Annotated in this window: 13 protein-coding genes; all 13 read left to right on the top strand. The window is 69.2% G+C overall.

Annotated features, from left to right (window positions below):
• Positions 1 to 10: 10 nt before the first annotated feature.
• Positions 11 to 2,965: an AfsR/SARP family transcriptional regulator gene (locus A6A29_RS19890; protein ID WP_158074423.1), complete on the top strand. Its 2,955-nt coding sequence runs from the start codon at positions 11 to 13 to the stop codon at positions 2,963 to 2,965.
• A gap of 314 nt (positions 2,966 to 3,279) precedes the next feature.
• Positions 3,280 to 3,597, top strand: a complete 318-nt coding sequence (locus tag A6A29_RS19895; protein ID WP_274535817.1) for a hydroxyisourate hydrolase — start codon at positions 3,280 to 3,282, stop codon at positions 3,595 to 3,597.
• A 723-nt stretch (positions 3,598 to 4,320) separates the two neighbouring features.
• Complete coding sequence (uraH, locus tag A6A29_RS19900; protein ID WP_073721545.1) at positions 4,321 to 4,683, top strand: hydroxyisourate hydrolase; 363 nt, start codon at positions 4,321 to 4,323, stop codon at positions 4,681 to 4,683.
• Between the two features lie 252 nt (positions 4,684 to 4,935).
• A complete protein-coding gene (locus A6A29_RS19905; protein WP_241838558.1) occupies positions 4,936 to 5,925 on the top strand; it encodes a ParB/RepB/Spo0J family partition protein in 990 nt (329 codons plus the stop codon).
• 749 nt (positions 5,926 to 6,674) lie between these two features.
• Complete coding sequence (locus tag A6A29_RS19910) at positions 6,675 to 7,469, top strand: 2-keto-4-pentenoate hydratase (RefSeq protein WP_241838559.1); 795 nt, start codon at positions 6,675 to 6,677, stop codon at positions 7,467 to 7,469.
• A 62-nt stretch (positions 7,470 to 7,531) separates the two neighbouring features.
• On the top strand, positions 7,532 to 8,425 hold the full coding sequence (locus tag A6A29_RS19915; RefSeq protein ID WP_073721549.1) for an acetaldehyde dehydrogenase (acetylating): 894 nt from the start codon (positions 7,532 to 7,534) through the stop codon (positions 8,423 to 8,425).
• Entirely contained in the window at positions 8,422 to 9,459 is a 1,038-nt protein-coding gene (dmpG, locus tag A6A29_RS19920; protein ID WP_073721551.1) for a 4-hydroxy-2-oxovalerate aldolase, read from the top strand. The genes A6A29_RS19915 and dmpG overlap by 4 nt, the downstream gene beginning before the upstream one ends.
• Before the next feature lie 55 nt (positions 9,460 to 9,514).
• Positions 9,515 to 9,745 (top strand): acyl carrier protein, encoded by a 231-nt coding sequence (locus A6A29_RS19925; protein WP_073721553.1) that lies wholly within the window; start codon positions 9,515 to 9,517, stop codon positions 9,743 to 9,745.
• A gap of 68 nt (positions 9,746 to 9,813) precedes the next feature.
• Positions 9,814 to 10,941, top strand: coding sequence for a histidinol-phosphate transaminase (locus tag A6A29_RS19930; RefSeq protein ID WP_073721555.1), 1,128 nt, complete (start codon positions 9,814 to 9,816; stop codon positions 10,939 to 10,941).
• Positions 10,938 to 11,918 carry an LnmK family bifunctional acyltransferase/decarboxylase gene (locus tag A6A29_RS19935; protein WP_073721557.1) on the top strand — a complete coding sequence of 327 codons (981 nt, stop codon included), beginning with the start codon at positions 10,938 to 10,940 and terminating at the stop codon, positions 11,916 to 11,918. The genes A6A29_RS19930 and A6A29_RS19935 overlap by 4 nt, the downstream gene beginning before the upstream one ends.
• A gap of 70 nt (positions 11,919 to 11,988) precedes the next feature.
• Positions 11,989 to 12,549, top strand: coding sequence for an adenylyl-sulfate kinase (gene cysC, locus A6A29_RS19940; RefSeq protein ID WP_241838560.1), 561 nt, complete (start codon positions 11,989 to 11,991; stop codon positions 12,547 to 12,549).
• Positions 12,546 to 13,481, top strand: coding sequence for a sulfate adenylyltransferase subunit CysD (cysD, locus tag A6A29_RS19945; RefSeq protein WP_073721561.1), 936 nt, complete (start codon positions 12,546 to 12,548; stop codon positions 13,479 to 13,481). The genes cysC and cysD overlap by 4 nt, the downstream gene beginning before the upstream one ends.
• 2 nt (positions 13,482 to 13,483) lie before the next feature.
• A complete protein-coding gene (locus A6A29_RS19950) occupies positions 13,484 to 14,809 on the top strand; it encodes a sulfate adenylyltransferase subunit 1 (protein WP_079182878.1) in 1,326 nt (441 codons plus the stop codon).
• Positions 14,810 to 14,889: the final 80 nt, after the last annotated feature.

The following is a 14,889-nucleotide window of genomic DNA, read 5'->3' on the forward strand; positions in this document are numbered from 1 at the left end:
GAGAATCGTCTTGGCGGTTCTGCTGCTGGAGCCCAATCGGATCGTTCCGATGGGTCGGCTGGTCGACGCGGTCTGGGGCGCGTCACCGCCGCCCACCGCGCGCGCCCAGATCCAGATCTGTGTCTCCATGGTCCGCGCCAGCATGGCGAAGGTCGGTCTGCCCGACGTCATCCAGACCAGGTCACCCGGTTACCTCGCCGAAGTCGGGGATGACGAGCTGGACCTCTATGTCTTCGAGCGGGCCGCTTCGGCCGGACGTACCGCCGAGGAGGCAGGCCGTTTCGACGAGGCGGCGTCCGCCTTCGAAACGGCGCTCGGGCTCTGGCGCGGGTCTTCGTGCTTCGGCGGTGGCATCACCAGCACGGCACTTCAGGCTCCGGCCGCGCGGCTGGACGAGCAGCGGCTCGCCGTCGTGGAGCAGTGGGTGGACGCGCGGCTGGCCCTCGGTCTGCACCAGCGGCTGGTGGCGAGACTGATCGACCTGGTCATGCAGAACCCGCTGCGGGAACGCCTTCGCGCCCAGCTCATGGTGGCGCTGTCCCGGTCGGGCCGCAAGGCCGAGGCGCTGGAGGTCTACCGGCGTGGTCGGCGCGAGCTGATCGATGAACTGGGCATCGAGCCGGGGGAGGAGCTCCGCCGGCTGCAGGAGTCGATCCTGTCCGGCCGGTTGGACGGTGCGCAGCCGGTGAGTACGCCGCCCGCGGCGCAGGCGGTGCCGGCCGTGCCCGCGGCCCGCTCGGCGTTACCGGCGCCGACGGCGGCCGCGACGTTCGTCGAACCACCGGCGGTGCCCCGGCTGCTGCCCGGCGCGATCGCCGATTTCACCGGACGTGACGATGTGCTCGCCCGGCTCGAAGCGGCGCTGGAAGAAGCCACGGATACGCCGTACGCCCTGCGGATCGTTTCGATCACCGGCAGAGGAGGCGTCGGCAAGAGCACCCTCGCGGTGCACCTCGGACATTCCTTGGCGAATCGATTCCCCGACGGTCAGATGTTCGCCAAGCTGCGAGGACCGTCAGCCCAGCCGATCCTGCCCACGCGTATTCTCGAACGCTTCCTGCGCAGCTTGGGAATACGGGGCTCGGCAATGCCGTCGAGCCTTGAGGAACGGGCGGAACTGTTCCGGAACCTCGTCGCCGACCGGCGCATGCTGATCGTTCTCGACGACGCGATCGACGAGGAGCAGGTGCGCTGGCTGTTACCCGGATCGTCCAACTGCCCGGTTCTGATCACGAGCCGGTCCCGGCTGGCCGGTCTGGAGGGCGCGTGCTCCGTCCGGATCGACGTGTTCTCCACCGAACAGGCCTTACAACTGCTCAGCCGGATCCTCGGAGCCGAGCGGATCCACAGCGAACTGTCCAGCGCCCTGCTCCTGATAAAACTGTGCGGCAACCTCGCGCTGGCGTTGCGGATCGTGGCGGCGCGGCTGGCGGCCCGGCCGCACTGGCCCCTGAACAAGATGGTGGCCCGGCTGCGTGACGAACGCCAGCGGCTGGATGAACTGACCCATGGCGGGGTCGGCGTCCGGGCCGGCCTGGCCATGGCCTACCAGGGCCTGCCCTCCGACGCGCAGCGCCTCTTCCGGCGACTGTCCATGCTGGAGGCGGCGGAGTTCTCCAGCTGGGTCGCGGCGCCCTTGCTCGACGTCGGGGTGGCGGAGGCCGAGGACACCCTGGAGTTCCTCGTGGACGCCCAGCTCGTCGATGTCGAAGTGGTGAAGGGCAGCCGCCCCCGCTATCGCCTTCACGACCTGGTCCGGGTCTACTCCCAGGAGTGCCTGGCCGAGCACGAGAGCACCCCCGAGCGAGCGGTCGTACTCGGCCGGGTGCTGAGCACCTGGCTGTTCCTGGTCGAGGAGGCGCACCGGCGGGCCTACGGCGGGGACCACACGCTGATCCATGGACACGCGCCGCGCCTGGCACTCGATGAATCGGTCATCGACCGGGAACTCGGTGATCCGCTCAGGTGGTTCGAGGACGAACGGGTCAGTCTGATCACGGCGGTCAGACAGGCCGCCGGCGCGGGTCTCGACGAGCTCTGCTGGGATCTGGCGCTGACGCTGGTCACGCTTTTCGAGATGTACGGCTACTTCGACGACTGGCGCACGACGCACGAGATCGCGCTCGGGGTCACTCAGCGCAACGGCAACCGGCGTGGTCAGGCAGCGATGCTGTACTCCCTGGGAACACTGCATATGTTCCAGTACAAGCTGGACGAGGCGCGAGGCCGCCTGGGGCTCGCCGGTGAACTGTTCCGTCAGGTCGGCGACGTGCACGGCGAAGCGCTGGCCCTGCGCAACGGCGCGTTCGTCGACCGTATCCAGGGCCGCCTCGACGAGGCGATGGCGGGCTATGAGAAGGCGCTGGTCATGCTGTGCGCGGTGAACGACTCGACCGCAGAGGCGCACGTGCTGAGCAACATGGCACAGATCCACTTGGATCGTGGCCTGATCGCGGAGGGGAAGCAGACCATGGCGGCCGGTCTGTCCGCGGTGGAGCGGTCGGGCAACCGGCGGGTGCGCGCGCAGATTCTGTGCCGCTTGGGCGAGGCGCATCTGCAGATCGACGAGGTGGCCGACGCCGAGTACGTTTTCTCACGGGCGCTGGAGACCGTCCGTTCGGTCGGGGACCCGGTGGGCGAGTGCTACGCGCTGCGCGGTCTGGCCATTGTCCGGTCGCACCAGGGGAGTCACAGCGCGGCCTACGAGATGCTGGAACAGGCCATGGTGATCGCTTCCCGGGCCCATGAGTATCTCGCCATCGGCCGGGTCCAGCTCTCCCTCGGCGAAGTGGCCGCGGACCGGGGCAGCTACGAGCGCGCCAAGGAGCACATCACCGCGGCGCTGGACATCTTCGGGCGGATGCAGGCCACCAGGTGGAAGAATCAGGCGTTGCGTCTCATGAGCGACGTCTGCGCGGCCTCCGACGACGCGGCCGCCGCCTACGCACGGGCGAGCTCGGGCTGATGCCGGGGCCCTCGGAGCGAACGACGGCAGAAGCTTCCGCCGTCGTTCCCGTCTCCGACAGCCGGACCCGGGGTCCCGGCACCGGCACCGGAACCGGCCATCTGGAAACGGAACTCCCGCGTCTCTTACGGCCGCGTGGCACGATGCCCACCTCAGCGGGAAGATCCGTCCGGACAGCGGATGCCGGGCGGTGGGAGGGAAGGGCCGAACCGTCGCGGTAGCGGCGGGGGCCGATGTTCGCAGACGGGACGCATACCGGTGTTCCGTCCCACAAAGGATGCAATCGATGAGGCCGGTGTTACGTGAAGCTCGGAGTGTGTGTCTCTGATGGAACCACTGGGCGGCCCGTCGACGGGCTGATGATCCGCATCGAACGGCCTCGCCTGGACGAGTGGCAGACCGTGTGGCACGGGCTGACCGGCAGGGACGGGCGGCTGGACCGCCCCTCCCTGCCGGAGGACACTCCCGGGCCGTTCCGGCTGGTCCTGGAGAGCGACCGGTATTTCACGACGCTCGGGAGGCGGCCGTTCTACAGTCACATCGTGGTGGCGTTCGCCGAGTGGGAGATCGATCAGGAGATTCCGATCGTGATCGCCCCCCACGGTTATGCGGTGTGTGCCGTCGGCCAGTAGCCGTGGCGCACGAGTGAGGAACGAGGACGGGCGACCCCACCCCGGTCATCTCCCCTGCGGTGGCGCGGTCGCGTGAAGTCCGGCGGTTCCGTCGTCGGCGCGGACGGAACCCGTGCTCGTCGTCGGCGCGGACGGAACCTGTGCCCATGGCGACGGGGCGGCGGCGGGCGAAGGCGATCCCTCGGTCCCGCACCTCGCCGAGCGCGGCGGTCGGCAGGGCGGTGGCCACGCGGATCAGCGCTGACGGTTGCCTCACGAGGGAAGTTTCGCCCTCCAACCCCGGTCGCTTAGCGAGTACTTAGCGTTCCAGTAGGAGGACGAAAAGGGAACTCACTAGAACTGGAGGTGTCCACCCGGACCTCCGGGTCACGAGTTTCCGCATGGGAGATCGCTATGTTGGCTCTGCTGTACACCCTGGCTGAATTCGCGGGCGACCACCGCCAGGACGACACCATCTGGGGCTGACTTTCCGCCACTTGGCAGGTGGTTGTCACCGGGGCCGGCAGGGCTTTCCCACGACATGGCGCGAGAGAAGGGCCGGACGGAGTGCCACGAAGGGCACGCGTCGGCCCCGGCGACAATGCGGCCCGGACGAGGAACTGCCCGGACCGCATTCGGCCGGCGAGTGCCTTCACGTACTTATGACGCAGGATGTGATGCGGTGTTGATGGCATGGGAAGAGCGGACGCCGAACGGCCTGTACCGACCGGGAGGTGACGGTACATGAGCATCTCGGTTCGGGTCATCGATTCCACCAGTGGTTGCCCGGTCGCGGATCTGGTCGTCACCCTGCACGCCCGGGAGGACGGCGCGTGGCCCGTCGTGTCCCGGTCGCGGACCGACAGCGCGGGGAGGATCAACTCGCTGTCCGGCACGGCCCTGCCGTACGGGTCCTACCGGCTGGTCTTCGAAACCGGTGAGTACTTCGCCGAGCGGGCGGTCGACAGCCTGTACGGGGAGGTCATCGTCTCGCTCCACTATCAAGGTGACCCGAGCCATCTGCACGTTCCGTTGCTGTTGAGCCCGTTCTCGTACACCACCTACCGGGGGCTCGCCCCCAGGACCGCGGTCGCCGAGAAGGTGTGAGGCCGGACCGGCGACGGCGCGGGGTGCGGTCGGTGTGACGCCGCCATGGCCCTCGTACGCCGCCGGGGCCGCCCGGACCTCCCGTGCCGGTATCGGTCGGCGTCCTCGGCCCGGCACGAGGACGGCGTGAGATCCCGTATGCGCGGATGGGCGAAGGCTCGCAGTGAAGGCGCCTGCGGACATGGCCCAGGGGCACCGCAAGCAGAAGGGGTGGAACAGTTGTTTGACGCATCGCAGTCGACGATTCACACAGTGCCGGTCGAATCCCTGCTGCCGGCGGACTCGCCGCGACTGGAAGGTCTGAGCGAGGGCCATGCGCAGGCACTGGCGGAGGGCGGGACCGAGTTCGAACCGATCCTCGTGCACCGGGACACGGGACGCGTGGTCGACGGCATGCACCGGCTCCGGGCCGCGATCCTGCGCGGGGAACGCCGCATCACGGTCCGCTATGTCGAGGGCGCGTCGGCCGATCTGTTCATCCGGTCGGTGCAGGCCAACATCAGCCATGGCCTTCCCCTGACACTCGGGGACCGCAAGGCGGCGGTCCTGCGCATCCTCGCGACCCACCCCCACTGGTCGGACCGGGCCATCGCCGCCGTCACAGGGGTGTCGCCGAAGACGGTAGGGGCAGTACGGGGGAGATGTTCGACTGAGGAATCTCCTCAGTCGAATCCCTCGGTCCCACGTGTGGGCAGGGACGGCCGGGCGCGCCCGGCGGACATGCCGGAGCGCCGGGAGAAGGCGCGGTCCCTGCTGACGGAGCGGCCCCGCGCGACCCTGCGCGAAGTGGCCCAGGAGGCCGGTGTCTCCGTCAGCACCGCGCACCGCCTGCGGCAGGAACTGCGGTCCTGCGCGGCCGTGCCCGAATCGGACGAGCAGACACCGGCCGCGGTGGCCGTGCACGAGGACTCCGCGTCCCTCACCGCGCTCGTGACCGTGGCGCCCGCGCGATGTTCCGGCCCGGTCTCCCGTCCGACTCCGCCGGAACCCGCCTCGCGGGGGACCGCGCGCATCCGGGTGCGGGCCATGGACGTTCTCTCCAACGATCCATCGATTCGCTTCACGGACAGCGGCCGCGCTCTCCTGCGCTGGCTCAACGGCCAGGCCCACGGGCTGGCGGCGGGCGAGCAGCTGCTGGCGGCCGTCCCACCGCACTGCGCCAGAGCCCTCACCGAAGTGGTGAGTCACTACGCCAGGGAGTGGGAGCGGCTGGCCGCCGGGCTGCAGAGCCCGACCCGATGAACGGCTCCTGGTGAGCGGTCCGGTGAGGCCACCGGCGGTGTGCCGTCGGCGGTGACAGGTCCCTGCCGGCGGCTGTGGGACGGAGACCGGGCGAACCGGCGCTGTGCGGTCGGGTGTTGGCCGGCGTCGCAGGACGGCGTGGCGCCCGTCGGCCATCCGGCGCTGGCAGCGTCCGCGTCGTACGGACGGATGTGCCATCGCCCCCTGCCGCGCCACCGCCTTGAGATCGTCGCCCGTCGCCCGTGCCTAGGCCGGTGACCGCCTCACGCGGTGTGTCGTGCGCCCACCCCGCGACGTGCGGCGTCGACGCACTTCGGCGCCTTCCCAGGGACGGGCGGCGAACATGAGAAACGCTCGGTGACGAAGCTCACGTTTGATGGGTGGATCGCATCCTCTTGGCGCCTTTTGTGTGGGGGACAGAGTGGTGAATGTGCTCAATTACCGGACTCGTGTGCATGGGTGAAACCTTCTGCGGCGCTCACTTCGTGGTTACGGTGAGACGCGAAACGAGGGGGCAGGCATCGAGCCCCGGGCTTCGCGGCCGTGCTCCCCTCGCCCGGATCCGTTCTGCTGATCCGAGTGATGTGGTCCGCACGTCATGGACCTCGTGTTCCACGGGCGCCGGTGGCAGTCCGTCAGAGGCGGGCCGACGTCATGGGTGGCGTCGACGCGTCGGAACACGAGACGGTCCGCGTGCAGGTGACCGGCGGGCCCATGCGGCAGGTGCGATGTGTTCTGACAGGAGCAGAGTGAACATCTCGGTGGACGATGTCAGAGTCAAGGCCAAGGCACTTTACGAATCACGTGCGACGGGCCGCCCCATCCCTCCCTTCACCGACGAGCATCCCGCGCTGGACATGCACGACGGATACGCCATCCAGCGCGAACTGGTCGGGATGCTGACAGCGGCCGGCGACACCGTCGTCGGCTACAAGGCGGGACTCACCTCCGTCCCGATGCAGGAGCTGTTCGGTGTCAGTACCCCGGACTACGGACCGGTGCTGGGTTCGACCGTGTACGAGAACGGAGCCACCACGCCGAGCGGCTCGTTCATCGCGCCCAAGGTCGAGGCGGAGATCGTTTTCCGGCTCGGCACGCCGCTCAAGGGGCCCGGTGTCACCGTGGCCGCGGCACGTGAGGCGATCTCCGACGTCATGGCGGGGCTGGAGATCGTCGATTCCCGGATCGAGGACTGGCGGATCCGGCTCGCGGACACCATCGCCGACCTCGCGTCGAACGGCGCGGTGGTACTCGGCCCTCCGGTTGCCCTGCCCGACGACTGCGATGTGCGCCTCGTCGGTATGGCCTTCTCCCGCAACGGCGCACTCGTGGCGACCGGAGCCGGTGCCGCAGCCCTGGGTGATCCGGTCGCGGTGGTCGCCTGGCTGGCGAATGTGCTCGGCGAGCACGGTGTGACGCTCGAAGCGGGCCAGCTGATCATGACGGGCGCCCTTCACGCCGCAGTCGCGATGTGTCCCGGCGACAGCTTCGTGGCCGAGTTCGACCGGCTGGGCACCGTCACCCTTCACGTGGGCGACACGTAGACCACCGACGCGCCCCAAGGCGAATCTCGGTGAATCTCTAGAGAGGGAAGGGCAAAGCAGCCATGAAGCGAAACGGGCGCCTGCCCGTGGCCGTCCTCGGCGCCGGCCTCATCGGAGTCGATCTGGCAGAGAAGATCATGCGTTCCGAGTACCTCGACTGCGGGCTGGTCGTGGGACGCGACGAAAAGACGCCCGGCCTGCGGCAGGCGGCCGAACTCGGTCTTGCCATCGGTACGCGCGGTATCGAGTCCCTCCTGGACGCTCCGCAGCCGTTCGGCATCGTGTTCGACGCGACCAACGCCATGGCGCATGCCGAGCACGCGGAACGCCTGAGCCTGTCGGGTACGAAGCTCGTGGACCTGACACCGAGCAAGGTCGGGCGGATGGTGATTCCGAGCGTGAACGGGGCGGAGGTCCTGAGCTGCGACGACATCAACATGATCAGCTGTGGTGGCCAGGCGTCGATACCGATCCTGCACGCGATCACCCAGGGACACAGGGTCGAGTACGTCGAGGTCGTCACGACGGCCGCCAGTCCGAGTGTCGGGCGCTCCACCCGGCTCAATCTCGACGAGTACGTCGAGACCACGCAGGACGCGGTACGTGACTTCACCGGCGTCAAGGACGTCAAGGCGATCCTCAACGTCAGTCCGGCCAGGCCGCCGGCGACCTTCCGGGTCGCCATGTCGATGCTGGGGGAAGGGTTCGGCACGGCGTCGGTGAACGCGGCCGTGACGGCCGCGGCCGACCAGGTGCGCTCCTTCGCCAAGGGATACCGGATCACCGCGTGTGTCGTGGAGGAGAGCAAGGTGTTCGTCGCCGCGGAGGTCACTTCGTCCGGCGGACGCATCCCCCGGTACGCCGGCAACCTCGACATCATCAACTCCGCCGCGGTTCATGTCGCCGAACAGTGCGCGGCGGTCGGCCTGGCGAGCACGGGTACGGAGACGTCATGAGCGCAGCAGCATCTCCCGGCGGCGCCGGAAGGCCGGTCCTCATCTACGACGCGTCCCTGCGCGACGGCCATCACGCGGTCCGTCACCAGCTGGACCGTGAACAACTGCGGTCCTACGCGAGGGCGGCGGACGCCGCCGGCGTTCCCATGGTCGAGGTGGGGCACGGCAACGGTCTGGGAGCCTCCTCCCTCCAGGTCGGGCAGTCCCGGCTCGGTGACGACGAGATGCTGTCGATCGTGCGGGAGTCCCTGCGCGACAGCAGGATGGCCGTCTTCATGCTGCCGGGATGGGGTACGACCGCGGACCTTGAGCGGGCCATCGCCCATCAGGTGGACGTGGTGCGGATCGGCACCCACTGCACCGAAGGGGACCTCGCCGAACGGCATCTGGGCTTTCTCCGGGAGCAAGGGGTCCAAGCCCAGGCCGTTCTTCTGATGAGTCATATGGCGAGTCCCGAACGGCTGGCTCATGAATGCGCCCGGCTGGTGGAGTTCGGCGCGAACGCGGTGGGCATCATGGACTCCTCCGGTCACTATCTGCCGGCCGATGTCACGGAGCGCATCGCTGCCATGCGGGAAGCCGTCGAGGTGCCGGTGATGTTCCACGCCCACAACAATCTCGGGATGGCGGTCGCGAACTCGATCGCCGCCGCGGAAGCGGGTGCGGACATCCTGGACGCCTGCGCCCGGGGTTTCGGAGCGGGCGCCGGGAACACTCAGCTGGAGGTCCTGGTGCCCGTGCTGGAACGGATGGGCTTCTCGACGGGAATCGACCTGTACGGTCTGCTGGACGCGGCCGACCTCGCCGAGCGCGAACTCATGCCGGCACCGCCCACCATCGACTCGGTGAGTGTCGTCAGCGGCCTGGCCGGAGTGTTCTCCGGGTTCAAGAACCGGGTCCTGGACATCTCGCGGCGTGAGGACGTCGATCCGCGTGATGTCTTCTTCGAACTGGGCAAGAGGCAGGCCGTGGCGGGCCAGGAGGACCTCATCGTCGAGGTGGCCCTCGCCCTGAAGGCTGCTCGTAGTGCGTGAGAGCCGCGAGCCCGCGGCCTCCGGTCGGGTGAGGACAGTGAGGGAAGAGCCAGTCGTGTACGACGTACTCAAAGACATCCTGGTCGGCGAATTGCACGTACGCGAGGAGGATGTCGTGCCGACGGCCACCCGTGAAGAGGTCGGGCTGGACTCCCTGTCGGTGCTGGAACTCGCCACCGCACTGAACGAGCGGCTCGGCATCGAGGTCCACGACTACGAACTGCTGGACGCCGGCACCCTCGCCGACGTGGCCCGTCTGATGGCGGAACGGCGGCCGGGAGGCTGAGCCCCACAGTCGATTCGGACGCCGTTCGCACGACCGAGCGTGGCGGCGTCCCCTCCACCGGGAGTCCCATGTCTTATCCACCGCTGCGCGCGGTTCTCGAAACCGTTGCCTCCTACAAGCCGTCCGACGGTGTCTACGGATCGACCGCGCGACCTCGCCCGCTGTCGGCGAACGAGTCGCCGCACACCCCCCTGCCCGGCATCGTCGAGGTGATCGAGGGGGCCGGTTCCCTGGTGAACCGTTATCCGGACCCCGGCTGCGGACCGCTGATAGGTGCCATCGCCCGGTCCCACGGGATCGCGGAGGACCGCGTCGTGGCCGGTGCCGGTTCCGTGGCGCTCCTGCAGACGCTGTTCCAGTCGATCGCCGATCCCGGCGCCGAAGCCGTGTACGCCTGGCCGTCGTTCGAGGTCTACCCCACGCTCGCCGCCCTGGCCGGCGTGGAATCCGTGCAGGTGCCGCTGGACGACGAAGCCCATGACCTGCGGGCCATGGCCGACCGGATCTCCTCCCGGACCAGGCTCGTCATCATCTGCAACCCCAACAATCCGACGGGCACGGTCGTCGGTCACGAAGAACTCCGGGAGTTCATCGAGTCCGTACCACCGACGTGCCTGGTGGCCGTGGACGAGGCCTACTACGAGTACGTCCGCGGGCCGGCGGCGTCCAGTGCCCTGTCGCTGTGCGCCGCGCATCCGAACCTGGTCGTGCTGCGCACGTTCTCGAAGGCCTATGGACTGGCCGGACTGCGGACCGGATACCTGGTGGGGGATGCCCATGTCGTCGAAAGGCTGCGCAGGGCATGTCTCCCCTACGCGGTGAACACCGTCGCGCAGCAGGCGGCCGTCGCAGCCCTCGGACTTGCGGAGCAACTGCTGCGGCGCGTCGACAGCACGGTCGCGGAACGCACTCGCGTACGGGACTCCCTGGTGCGCCGCGGCTGGGAGATCCCGGACAGCCAGGCGAACTTCCTCTGGCTGCGACTGGGCCGCCACGCCGTCGACTTCGGTGTGTGGTGTGCGAGCAGGGACATCGCGGTACGGGCGTTCGGGGACGTGGGCGTGCGTGTGTCGATCGGTTCCGCCGAGGACAACGACCAGTTCCTCGCCGCGGCGGACGAGTGGCGCTCCGCAGGGCGGATGGCCACGACCGGAGCCGGGCAGCCGCGTCAGGTCCGAAAAGAGGCGGAGGTATGACCACTCTTCACACCGCACAGGACGCTCTGGTCCCGGCCGACGCCGGGGTCTCCCGTCATGTGGTCGTCGCGCCGGGCATGTGCAGTGGCGGCTCCACGGTGTTCGGCCGGATCGGGGACTGGACCTGGGAGGTGGTGAGCGAGTCGTGCCGGGTCAACGTACACGCGGCCCGGACCGCCGCCGGAGACCCCGCCTATCTGTCCTTCTACTACTTCCATGTGCGCGGCGGAGATGTCGTCCACCCCCACGGACTCACCTTCGGCGACGAACTCCGGGTCGACTCCCGGGCCTTCCAGTTCGGCAGTCAGTCGGTCATCACCCTGCACCGGCTGGCCCCCGCCGGTCTGGAGCTGCCGGACGGACCACTGGACCCGGCGGAAGTGTACGAACACCCGCACCCGCACTGCCTCTACGCGGAGAACTTCAACCGGTGGATCGCCCGCAGCACCGCGGGCAGCAACCGGGGTCTCGCCCAGGTGACACCCCCGGACTTCAGCTACCAGGAGCTGGCGCCGCTTCCGAACGCCTACTCTCCCCGGTCCCTGGTGGGCCGGGCCCGGGCCACCGGAAGCTTCCACCCCACAGGCCCGCCCGGATTCCAGGAGGCCGGGCAGCCCCGGACCTTCGCCTACGCACTGGACGTCGTGCGCGACCTCAACGGCGCCGGACTGATGTACTTCGCCTCGTATTTCGCGGTCTTCGACACGATGCTGCTGCGTCTGTGGCGATCGCTGGGACGGACGGACGAACAGTTCCTGCGGCGCAGGGTGATCGACCAGAAGATCGGCTACTTCGGCAACGCCGACCCCGGCACGGTCTTCGAGGTCACCGTACGCAGGTGGCGGAGCACCGGGTCATCGCAGGTCGAGGTGGCCGACATGGCCCTGCGCGACACGGCGACCGGGCAGCTGATAGCCGTCACCGCGATCGAGACCGAGGTCGGGGCAGCAGGCATCCGCTCCTCGGACGGCGGGTGAGGCCCCGGCCGTCCGCTGCCCGCCCGCCCGGGAAAGCTCTCTTCGACGAACCACACCCCGGATGGAGCACATGACCGACGAATTCAACAACGGTGGCGCCGTCGGCGCGACGGTGTGGCTGACCGGCCTGCCCAGCGCGGGCAAGACCACGATCGCGCTGACCGCGGCCGCCGAACTGCGGTCCGCCGGGCGCCGGGTGCACATCCTGGACGGCGATGAGCTGCGCGCGCACCTGACGGCCGACCTCGGCTTCTCCCGCAAGGACCGGGAGGCGAACGTGTGCCGCATCGGCTACGTCGCGGAGCTGCTCGCCTCCTACGGTGTGACGGTGCTGGTACCGGTCATCGCCCCGTACACGGACGCCCGCGAGGCGGTGCGCGAGCGGCACGAGGCCGCCGGTACCGCGTATGTCGAGGTGCATGTGGCGACGCCGGTCGAGGTGTGCGCCGTACGCGATGTGAAGGGTCTGTACGCCAGGCAGGCGCGGGGCGAGATGGCCGGACTGACCGGCGTCGACGATCCCTACGAGCCGCCGGCCGCACCGGATCTGCGGATCCCGGCGCACGAGCAGAGCAGGGCGGAGTCGGCACAGGCGCTTGTCGCGCTGCTGCGGGAGAAAGGGCTGGCATGACGACGGCGACGACACGGTCCCAGAGGACCGACAACCCGTACACCCTGACCCACGCGGACGCGCTGGAGTCGGAGGCGGTGCACATCCTCCGCGAGGTGGCGGGTGAGTTCGAGCGGCCGGTGATTCTCTTCTCCGGCGGCAAGGACTCCATCGTCATGCTGCACCTCGCGCTGAAGGCATTCGCCCCCGCCCCTGTGCCGTTCGCGCTGCTGCACGTGGACACCGGACACAACTTCCCGGAGGTCCTGGAGCACCGGGACCGTGTGGTGGCGGCCCACGGGCTGCGTCTCCATGTGGCCTCCGTACAGGACTACATCGACCGTGGCGCGCTCAAGGAGCGCCCCGACGGGACCCGTAATCCGCTGCAGACGCTGCCGCTGACGGAGAGGATCCAGTCGGAGCGGTTCGACGCGGTCCTCGGTGGCGGCCGTCGTGACGAGGAGAAGGCCCGGGCCAAGGAACGGGTGTTCAGCCTCCGGGACCAGTTCTCGCAGTGGGACCCGCGCCGCCAGCGTCCGGAGCTGTGGCAGCTCTACAACGGCCGGCACGCCCCCGGTGAACATGTACGCGTCTTCCCGCTGTCCGACTGGACGGAGCTGGACGTGTGGCACTACATCGCCCGCGAGGGCATCGAGCTGCCGGAGATCTACTTCGCCCATGAGCGCGAGGTCTTCCAGCGCTCCGGGATGTGGCTGCCCGTGGGGAAGTGGGGCGACCCGAAGGACGGCGAGACCGTCGAGAAGCGGCTCGTCCGCTATCGCACGGTCGGTGACATGTCCTGCACCGGCGCGGTCGAGTCCGAGGCGGTGACCCTGGACCAGGTGATCGCGGAGATCGCCGCGTCCCGGCTGACCGAGCGGGGCGCGACACGTGCCGACGACAAGCTCTCCGAGGCCTCCATGGAGGACCGCAAGCGCGAGGGGTACTTCTGAGCATGACCAGGACCACGGAACTCCCGACCACCACCCTTCTGCGGTTCGCCACCGCCGGCTCCGTCGACGACGGCAAGTCCACGCTGGTGGGCCGGCTGCTGCACGATTCCAAGTCCGTTCTGGCCGACCAACTGGAGGCCGTGGAGCGGGCGTCGGCCGGGCGTGGCCAGGACACGCCCGACCTCGCCCTGCTCACCGACGGTCTGCGCGCCGAACGGGAACAGGGCATCACCATAGATGTCGCCTACCGCTACTTCGCCACCCCGAAGCGGCGGTTCATCCTGGCCGACACACCCGGGCATGTGCAGTACACCCGCAACATGGTCACCGGTGCCTCCACCGCCCAACTGACCGTGATCCTGGTCGACGCCCGCAACGGTGTGGTCGAGCAGACCCGCCGTCACGCCGCCATCGCCGCGCTGCTGCGCGTTCCGCACGTCGTCCTGGCGGTCAACAAGATGGACCTGGTCGGCTACCGCGAGCCGGTGTTCGACGCGATCGTGACGGAGTTCACGGCGTACGCGGCCGAGCTGGGCATCCCCGAGGTCACCGCGATACCGATCTCGGCACTGGCCGGGGACAACGTGGTGGAGCCGTCGGCGGTCATGGACTGGTACAGCGGCCCGACGGTGCTCGGCCACGTGGAGACGGTCCCGGTCAGCCACGGCCCGGCCCACCGCCACGCCCGGCTGCCGGTGCAGTACGTCATCCGCCCCCGGACCGCCGAACACGCCGACTACCGCGGCTACGCCGGCCGGATCGCGGCCGGTTCCTTCCGCGTCGGCGAGTCGGTCACGATCCTGCCGTCCGGCCGTACGACGAAGATCTCCGGTATCGACCTGCTCGGCAGGCGGGTCGACGTCGCCTGGACCGGGCAGTCGGTGACCGTCCTGCTGGAGGACGACATCGACGTCTCGCGCGGTGACCTGATCGCGCCGACGGCGGACGCCCCGGCGGCCACCCAGGACATCGAGGCGACCGTCTGCCATGTGGCCGACCAGGACCTGACCGTCGGGCACCGGGTGTTGCTCAAGCACGGCACCCGCACGGTCAAGGCCATCGTCGAGAGCATCCCCTCCCGGCTCACCCTCGACGACCTGTCCCCGCACCCGCACCCGGGCCGGCTCGTCGCCAACGACATCGGCCGCGTCAAGATCCGTACCGCGGAGCCGCTGCCCGTCGATTTCTACGCCGACTCGCGCCGCACCGGCTCGTTCATCCTGATCGACCCCGTTGACGGCACCACCCTGACCGCGGGCATGGTCGGCGCCTCCGCCGCCGTTCCCGAACCGGTCAAGGGCGCCGCCGACGACGGCTGGGACTTCTGACGTGCGACCGTCACCCGCGAGGGGACGGACGCGTACTTCGCCGTGGCAGGGCCATGACCGCCGCGCTCTCCGTCGCCCGG

Source organism: Streptomyces sp. TSRI0281, assembly GCF_001905125.1.
GTDB lineage: Bacteria > Actinomycetota > Actinomycetes > Streptomycetales > Streptomycetaceae > Streptomyces.

Excerpts from the sequence above, each read along its gene's own strand:
- cysC (WP_241838560.1), top strand. The coding sequence starts at position 11,989 with ATGACCGACGAATTCAACAACGGTGGCGCCGTCGGCGCGACGGTGTGG.
- A6A29_RS19935 (WP_073721557.1), top strand. The coding sequence starts at position 10,938 with ATGACCACTCTTCACACCGCACAGGACGCTCTGGTCCCGGCCGACGCC.
- A6A29_RS19930 (WP_073721555.1), top strand. The coding sequence starts at position 9,814 with ATGTCTTATCCACCGCTGCGCGCGGTTCTCGAAACCGTTGCCTCCTAC.
- A6A29_RS19915 (WP_073721549.1), top strand. The coding sequence starts at position 7,532 with ATGAAGCGAAACGGGCGCCTGCCCGTGGCCGTCCTCGGCGCCGGCCTC.
- uraH (WP_073721545.1), top strand. The coding sequence starts at position 4,321 with ATGAGCATCTCGGTTCGGGTCATCGATTCCACCAGTGGTTGCCCGGTC.
- A6A29_RS19950 (WP_079182878.1), top strand. The coding sequence starts at position 13,484 with ATGACCAGGACCACGGAACTCCCGACCACCACCCTTCTGCGGTTCGCC.
- cysD (WP_073721561.1), top strand. The coding sequence starts at position 12,546 with ATGACGACGGCGACGACACGGTCCCAGAGGACCGACAACCCGTACACC.
- dmpG (WP_073721551.1), top strand. The coding sequence starts at position 8,422 with ATGAGCGCAGCAGCATCTCCCGGCGGCGCCGGAAGGCCGGTCCTCATC.